Origin of the sequence: Streptomyces sp. NPDC058964 (assembly GCF_042741275.1) — a bacterium.
Classification (GTDB): Bacteria; Actinomycetota; Actinomycetes; order Streptomycetales; family Streptomycetaceae; genus Streptomyces.
Window position 1 is genome coordinate 1 of the sequence record NZ_JBHYKH010000174.1, and the last position, 7,110, is coordinate 7,110.

7 protein-coding genes are annotated in these 7,110 nt (G+C 68.4%); 1 reads left to right on the forward strand and 6 read right to left on the reverse strand.

Annotation, left to right across the window (positions count from 1 at the left end):
* Nucleotides 1–247 precede the first annotated feature (247 nt).
* Nucleotides 248–760, reverse strand: a complete 513-nt coding sequence (locus tag ACFW2E_RS21855; protein WP_384468737.1) for a hypothetical protein — start codon at nucleotides 758–760, stop codon at nucleotides 248–250.
* A complete protein-coding gene (locus ACFW2E_RS21860; RefSeq protein WP_384468738.1) occupies nucleotides 757–1,689 on the reverse strand; it encodes a class I SAM-dependent methyltransferase in 933 nt (310 codons plus the stop codon). Before ACFW2E_RS21860 ends, ACFW2E_RS21855 begins: the two co-directional genes overlap by 4 nt.
* A 330-nt stretch (nucleotides 1,690–2,019) precedes the next feature.
* Between ACFW2E_RS21860 and ACFW2E_RS21865 the strand changes: the two genes are divergently transcribed.
* Nucleotides 2,020–2,457, forward strand: a complete 438-nt coding sequence (locus tag ACFW2E_RS21865; RefSeq protein ID WP_384468739.1) for a DUF4259 domain-containing protein — start codon at nucleotides 2,020–2,022, stop codon at nucleotides 2,455–2,457.
* Nucleotides 2,458–2,899: 442 nt separating this feature from the next.
* Here ACFW2E_RS21865 and ACFW2E_RS21870 read toward each other — a convergent pair whose 3' ends face one another.
* The 4 genes from ACFW2E_RS21870 to ACFW2E_RS21885 form a co-directional block, all read right to left on the reverse strand.
* Nucleotides 2,900–3,400, reverse strand: coding sequence for a GNAT family N-acetyltransferase (locus tag ACFW2E_RS21870; protein WP_384468740.1), 501 nt, complete (start codon nucleotides 3,398–3,400; stop codon nucleotides 2,900–2,902).
* Between the two features lie 177 nt (nucleotides 3,401–3,577).
* Nucleotides 3,578–4,048, reverse strand: a complete 471-nt coding sequence (locus tag ACFW2E_RS21875) for a VOC family protein (RefSeq protein ID WP_384468741.1) — start codon at nucleotides 4,046–4,048, stop codon at nucleotides 3,578–3,580.
* A gap of 152 nt (nucleotides 4,049–4,200) precedes the next feature.
* A complete protein-coding gene (locus tag ACFW2E_RS21880) occupies nucleotides 4,201–4,911 on the reverse strand; it encodes an SDR family NAD(P)-dependent oxidoreductase (protein ID WP_384468742.1) in 711 nt (236 codons plus the stop codon).
* 616 nt (nucleotides 4,912–5,527) lie between these two features.
* Nucleotides 5,528–6,508 (reverse strand): LacI family DNA-binding transcriptional regulator, encoded by a 981-nt coding sequence (locus ACFW2E_RS21885; RefSeq protein WP_384468743.1) that lies wholly within the window; start codon nucleotides 6,506–6,508, stop codon nucleotides 5,528–5,530.
* Nucleotides 6,509–7,110 lie beyond the last annotated feature (602 nt).

The following is a 7,110-nucleotide window of genomic DNA, read 5'->3' on the forward strand; positions in this document are numbered from 1 at the left end:
GCCCTGGCTCGCCCCGCCCCCGCCGCCGTGCGGGACGGGCTCACTGCGGGACTGCGTCCCGCCGGGTGCATGGCCGTCATGTGCGACGGCTGACCGATTCGCCGGTGGGTGGCGTCCCGGTGGTCCGGAACAATTGCCGCACCAGCCCCGAAGTGGGGCCAGGTCGGACCGTTCACGCTGGGGCAGCACCGGCTGTCAGCCATCGCAGTGACGCTCGGTGGAGACCGCACGACGTCACCCAGGTCGCCTACCACACGTGGTGGTACCAGCGCCGGTGCACCACAGGTTCGACGCACAGCACGGCGGCGCCGGCGATTGCGCCGACCAGCAGGGCGGACGTACCTCCGCCGTTGAGGACTCCGCCGAGGCAAGCGGCGGCGATGGCGAGCGGACGCAGCAGGGTCAGCGGGCCGAGGCCGATAACCATCGCGAGGGTGCTGGCGCGGAACGGCAGGGCGAAGTAGGCGGCGAGCGAAAGCAGTACGGCGGTGGCGTACACGGTGAGCGGGAGCAGGTAGCCCAGTCCGCCGGCAGTCAGAGTGTCGTAGGCCCTCGCCCGGTCGCCTGCGGTCAGCAGCAGGAGGGTGGCGGTCAGCGTGGGGGCGAGCAGCAGGACGGCCCCGACAGCAAGCCCACGCAGGGCGGCTCGGGCAGTGGCCCGCTGTTTACGGATGCGGGCGTCGCTGCCGGCATAGGCGCGAAAACCGCTGAACGCTGCGTCGACCAGACCGAGGAGTCCAAGCGGTATGGCGGGCGTCATCGGGGGGCCTCGGCAAGGTGTTCCGGGCCGACCATGCGGCGTGCGTTCCGCCCGAGGGCTCGGCGAAGCGGCGCCTCAAGGTGCGGGCGCACCCCGATGATCGGGCGCAACGTGGTGCAGAACGGGTTCACCGCGCCGCGTGGCTCGTAGAGCAGTGCGCGGATGCCGGGCACCGCAGCGGCGCGCAGCAGTGTTTCGTCGCTGTGCGCGCGCAGCGCGGAGACGACGCCGTCGTGGCGGCCGAGCGGGTTCCGCATGCGGGCACGATGGAAGATCCAGGCGCCGATGGGTGCGAGACGGGTTGCGGCGATGTCGAAGTGGCAGAAGGCGTACGCCGGCGAGGCGGCCTGGGCCTGGAAGAACTCGGCCAGAGCAGGCCCACGGAAATGGTGCAGCACGCCAGTGGAGACGTAGACGGTCGCGGCCTCCGGCAAGGCGAAGGCATTTCCCCGGACGAAGCGGCATTTGAGGCCCTCTGCGTGGGCAAGGCGGGCTGCTTCGCAGACCAGCGTGGCGTCGAGGTCCACCCCGACCAGATCGACGTCCGCGCCGAGGGCGTTGGTAGCCGCCAGCCAGCGGACCAGGTAGCCCAGGCCGCAACCGACGTCCACCAGGCGGTACGGCCCCTGCCCGGTAGTCGAACGGATCGCGGTGAAGAGGGGACCGAGCAGGTGGACCAGGCGTTCGCCGATCCGTAGCTCCTCGCTCAGGCGCTGGAGCTCGGTGTGCACGCTGATGAGCAGGCGGTCCACGGCGTGCGGGTCGAGTACGCCGTGCTGGTCCGCGGGCAGCCCGGCAACGATCCGGGCCGCGCGCTCGTCTCCGCTCTCGCGGAGCACCTGGATCACCTCGGCACGCCGGACCGGGAGCCGGTGGCCGCTGTGTGGATCCACAGCCGTGATCAGGTCGGAAATCTCAAGCTGGTGCACGAGGCAGAACCCTACGGCCTCGGCGGTTCAGCCGTACGGACGCCTCCTGCGGACGGCAGACCTTCGTTGAGCAGACCCTCGCACTGACCCGCCGTCATGCTCGGTAGATTGAGCGGCTGCGTTCGACCTTGGCCGAGGTAGGTCTCGCTATGGCCGGCCGGGCCGGCGCCCGTATTGCGAACGTCGTCGGGACCCGCATCAAAATGATCACGCGACAGATGTACGGACGGGCCGGCTTCAAACTCCTGCGCAAGCGGGCACTGCTTGCCTCCTGACCTCGCTGTCGGTGGCCAGTGCGACGATCCCCAGGACGGCCACGTGAGGAGAGACATGGGCACCTGGGACATCGGCCCCTTCGACAACGACACCGCCGCCGACTTCGGGGGTGACCTGGACGAGGCGGCATTGGAAGAACGCGAATCCATGATCCGAAGCGCACTCAAACGCACCGCCGACTCAACGGACTACCTGGATTCCTCCGATGGCGAGCGAGCAGTGGCCGCAGCCGCGCTGGTCGTTGCCCAGCACCCTGACGGCGAGCCGGCGTGTTTGAACTACGGCCCGTCAGAGGCGTTGCCGGGGCTGTCCGCAGACCTTCGAACACTCGCCGTCGATGCCTTGGACCAAGTGGTCTCCGAGCTGTCTGAGCTCGCCGAGCTGTGGGCCGAAGCTGCAAAAGGCTCCAAATGGCGCCATGACATCACCCGACTTCGCGAGGTCCTCGACCCTCCAGTGCCGCCACAAGAGGAAGCCCTTTTCGAGATCTGAGCGGTTACCCACAGACACAGAGCGCAGAAGCTGAGCCGGAACCCGGCTTCGGGAGGCACCAAGGGCGCACCGCGAATTCGAACGCTGCTTGAGTTACACCCCGAGAGGGGGCTGCCGAAGTCTCAGGCGGTGCACGACGGCCTACCTGCCGGCGCTCATCCGAACGCAGCCACGACCTTCCCGCGATTTCGTGTGTACGGCTGCCGACTGCGTTCACCCAAGCGGCCTCACGTGCTCAATGGTCACCCGTAGGCGGGCGCACGGGGCGTGGCAGTGGCTGACGCCAGTCGCCCAGCTTCGTGAGGAGGGACTGATGGGTGAGGGAACGGATGCCGTCCCACGCCGCATCTGTGGCCAGGGAGTTGGCCCAGAAGCCGACACGGCAGGCGGTATCGACGGTGGCCGCAGCCATCCGCAGCCGGTCCACCGGCAAGATCGGGGTCTATGGCTGGAGTGCCAGGTCGCGCTGATACCAGGTGCCCGGCTTACCGCCGAGGTCGGCCGGGTCTGCCGGGCCGACCGGGACGAACCCGGCCTTGGTCAGCACCCTCTGGGATGCGGCATTGGCGTGGGAGGTGGCTGCGCGCAGTGCGCGCAGCCCGTGCCGTGCCGCTGCCAACTGGCACAACTCCCGGACGGTCGCGGTCGCAACGCCGCGGCCGGCGACGTGCTGCGCGACCCGGTAGCCGAGGTTGGCAGTGCCGTCCTTGAAGTCGTACAGGTTGAACCGGCCCAGAACCGAGCCGTCCGTGGCGACCAGCACATAGAAGGCGCAGCCGCCAGCCTCTTGCTCGGCAAGCATAGCGCTGTGCCGGTCGGCGAACTGGTCGTAGAACTCGTCGCCCCGGTCGGAGATCGAGGCAGCGAAGTAGGCGCGGTTCGCCAGCTCGAAGGCCAGGACCGCCGGGGCATGGCCAGCATCCAGCTGCTTCAGCTCGGGCACGGCGCGACTCTACCCGGACCGCGTGCCGATGCCACCTGAGTTTCCATCAGCGGCAAACAGCCCCAAGGCGATGGCACACATCACGATCTACAGCTGGAGTACTGGGTCGCGCAGATCCGCGGGTCCGGAGGCGGGCGCTTGGCCGAGGCCGTGTCGTCATTGGGAACCTTGCAGGAGTCAGCGTCCGGGGAGTCGCTCGGTGATCTCCTGGAGTACCCAGCCGTTGCCGTCCGGGTCGCTGAAGGTGGCGAAGGAGCCGTAGGAGGCGCGCTCGGGTTGAGGGCCGGCGAGTCGTTGCTGCCCATCGAGTCCGTGGATGACTTCTCCTCCCTCGTGGCCGTGGTAGAAGAAGTCCGCGTCGTGGAAGATCTCACTGACCTCGATGCCGCGCTCGACGAGCTCCGCGCGTGCCTGCTCGATGTCGGAGACGACCAGGTATATGCCCTGGGCCGAGCCGGGCGCGGCGGAGGTGACTCCCTTGCCGAAGATGATCGAGCACTCGGAGCCGGGCGGCGTGAACTGCACACCTCGCCAGTCCTCGCTGGCGGTCTTGTCGAGGTCCAGGCGGAATCCCGCCTTCTTGTAGAACTCCCTGGCCCGGTCGACGTCGGAGACGGGCAGTACGAAGACTTCGAGCTTCAGATCCATGGGTGTGTTCTCACTTTCAAAGATAGATCGGTCGTCTGCATATCGGCGTCTATTCGAACCGCTCCGACCCTCGAGCGCTGGGATGCTTTGTGACCATCCGAACCGGACGTGGGTCAGGCGGATGGGAGGGGGCTGACAGGCCCGTCTTCGGCTCAGTGGCCGGCGATCTGGCCGCCGTCGACGTGCAGGATCTCGCCGGTGACGAACGGGGCGTTCTCGAGGTAAACCACCGCGTCGACGACATCGCTCACCTCGCCGAGGCGGCCCACCGGATGCAGGGCGGCGAGCTCGTCCCAGTATCCCGCGGTCATGGGGGTCTTGATGGTGCCCAGGGCGACGGCGTTGCTGCGGATGCCGCGGGTTGCGTACTCGATGGCGAGGGCTCTGGTGGCGGACTGCATACCGCCCTTGGTCAGTGCCGCGAGTACGGAGTTCACGTTGGAGTTGGCCTGGTCGGCCAGGGTGCTGGTGATCTGCACGACGTGACCGCCGCCCTGGGTCAGCATCTGCTTGATCGCGAGCTGGGTGATCCGGAAGAAACCGGTCAGGTTCACGCCGACTACGGTGTCGTACTCCTCCTCGGTGAAGTCGGTGAACGCGTTGGAGATGAAGATCCCGGCGTTGTTGACCAGCGTGTCGATGCGGCCGAACCGTTCGAGGCCCGCCGTGATGATCCGTTCCACGGTGGCGCGGTCGGCGATGTCGCCCTGGACGGTGAGGATGCCGGGATCCTGCGAGGCTGCGATGGTGCGTGAGGTGGCGACGACGGCGTAGCCAAGCTTGCGGTAGGCGACGGCCAGCCCGGCTCCGATGCCCTGCGAGGCGCCAGTGATGACTGCGACCTTCTGACTTTGGGTGCTCATGATGGCCCCCTAGGGGTGGAGACGTTCGGAACCCCGGGTACATGTGATCGACCTGAGTCATTCACGAGGCGGTAGCCTGGCCGCGGACCGGAGGTCATGTGACAGCAGCGGAGGTGTCTCCAGCCTGACACACTCGTGAGATGCTCGCCGTGCACCTGCGCCCGGGCAACGTGGGGGAGTGCCCCATGCGTTTTGTCAAGCCGGGCGAGGAGGGACGGTATGACTGTGGTGGATCAGCTGGGGCAGGCGGCGGTGCGCCATGCCGTTGAGGCTGGTCCCCGGGAGTGGACACCGGCTTTTCTGCGGCGAGTGACAGCGTAACCGGGGCCTCTCCTGTCGGATCCATGGGTCCGGGTTATGCGGTTTGACGGCCTGGCAGGTGGGGGCGACGGGCGCCGAGCGCTCCGGTCGTCGTGGGCATCGGACCGTCCAGGCCTACCGGCATGCTCTTGGGCGTGATGGACCCCGCCCCCGCATCCCCCGACCACGCACACGATGCGTGCCGCCCGGCCGCGGAGCCAGCGCGGGCAACCCGAACGCCCAAAACCGTTCGGGGCGTTCGGCTCAGCATGGGTTCTGACAGCAGGACTCACTCCCGCTCAGTCCTTAGGAAGGGTCAGGTGCTGTCGCGTGGGACGAGTGAGGGCTCCAGCACCACCCGGGGGCTGTCGGGCATTCGTCCCTCGAGGCGGCTGACGAGCAGTCGCATGATGGTCTGTGCGACCTCGTCGAGCGGTTGACGGACGCTTGTCAGCGACGGAGTGACGATTGCTGTGATGGGCGAGTCGTCGAAGCCGGTGACTGCCAGGTCACGGCCGATCTCGAGACCTCGCTGCCGGGCGGCAGCGTAGCAACCCATGGCCAAGGTGTCGCTGGCGGCAACCACCGCCGTCGGCCTCGAGGTGTGGTCGAGCAGTGCGAGGGCGGCTCGGGTGCTGTCCGAGATGGTGTCGAGCGCCCGTGCGAAAGAGGCGGGTGCCAGGCCGTGCTTGTGCAGGGCGCGTTGCCAGCCGTGCCTGCGGGCCTCGCTGGGTCCGGAGGTACGGGGCCAGCCGAGGAAGGCGATGTGGCGGTGGCCGCGTGCGACGAGGTGGTCCACGGCCATCTCGGTGCCACGGGCCCCGTCGACGTCCACCGTGAGCAGGTCGGGAAGAGTGTCGTCGGGGGTGCCGAAGCAGGCGAAGGGAGCGCCTCGCTCGGCGAGCCAGCCGGGCCTGGGGTCCCCGGGGTCGATGCCGGACAGGACGAAGGCGTCCACGCTGTTGGTCCGCAGGACGTTGTTGTAGCGGCTGAGTTCGTCGCTGGTGTGGCTGGCGCTGAGCAGCAGCAGGAGATAGCCGTCGGCCTCGGCCGCGCTGGTGAGGGCGTGCAGGAAGCGGTCCTGCAGGACGCTTGCGGTGTCGGAGCGGTCCGGGTCGAGGCGGTAGCCGATCTGGCGGGTGTGGTGGGTGCGCAGTGACCGGGCCATCCGGTTCGGCCGGTATCCCAGCTCGTCGATGACCGCCAGGACCCTTTTCAGAGTGTCCTCACGTACCCGCTCAGGGGCGTTCAAGGCGTTGGAAACCGTCTGACGGGACACCTGGGCGACGCGTGCCACCTCGGTGATTGTGAGCGTTCCCGGGGTGGGCCGGTGGGCGGTCACGGTGCCTGTGCGCGGAAGGTACGCGCCGCATTTGATCGTTCAAACATGACTCCTCAACGGTGACACAGCGGACCGGGTGCGTCAACGGCCGGGGCCGGGCGGCCGCAGCGGGGGTCAAGGGGTTACGGCCGTCGCGCACTCCACCGCTGCTCCTGCGGCGGAGGCGTTCAGCTCTTCGGGGTGCCGGGTTCGTTCGGCGGGCGTGCGGCGGCCGTGAGCGTTCCCCGCAAAGTTCGTGCAGGACGGGTTGACAGGCACATGGCTCGGTGCTTTCGTTTGCCCAGCCCGCCGATTTGAACGTTCATATGAACGATCAAATTACTCGAAACGGTCAAGCCGCTTCCCACCGGAGACGGCTGACTCTGCGCACGGAAGCCCCGCGCGCGGTGCCCTGCGTGCCGTGCCGGGTCTTCCACAGTCGCCCCGCCGCCGTCCCTCCGGCCGGTCCGGGGCCCGCGCAGTTCGGGTACGGTCGTGCCCCCCGACAGTCGGGCCCCCCCCCCACGCCGTATAACAACCCCCCCGCACGAGCCCCCACTGGGGGGTGTCGCCCCCCC

Excerpts from the sequence above, each read along its gene's own strand:
- ACFW2E_RS21855 (WP_384468737.1), bottom strand. The coding sequence starts at position 760 with ATGACGCCCGCCATACCGCTTGGACTCCTCGGTCTGGTCGACGCAGCG.
- ACFW2E_RS21865 (WP_384468739.1), top strand. The coding sequence starts at position 2,020 with ATGGGCACCTGGGACATCGGCCCCTTCGACAACGACACCGCCGCCGAC.
- ACFW2E_RS21875 (WP_384468741.1), bottom strand. The coding sequence starts at position 4,048 with ATGGATCTGAAGCTCGAAGTCTTCGTACTGCCCGTCTCCGACGTCGAC.
- ACFW2E_RS21880 (WP_384468742.1), bottom strand. The coding sequence starts at position 4,911 with ATGAGCACCCAAAGTCAGAAGGTCGCAGTCATCACTGGCGCCTCGCAG.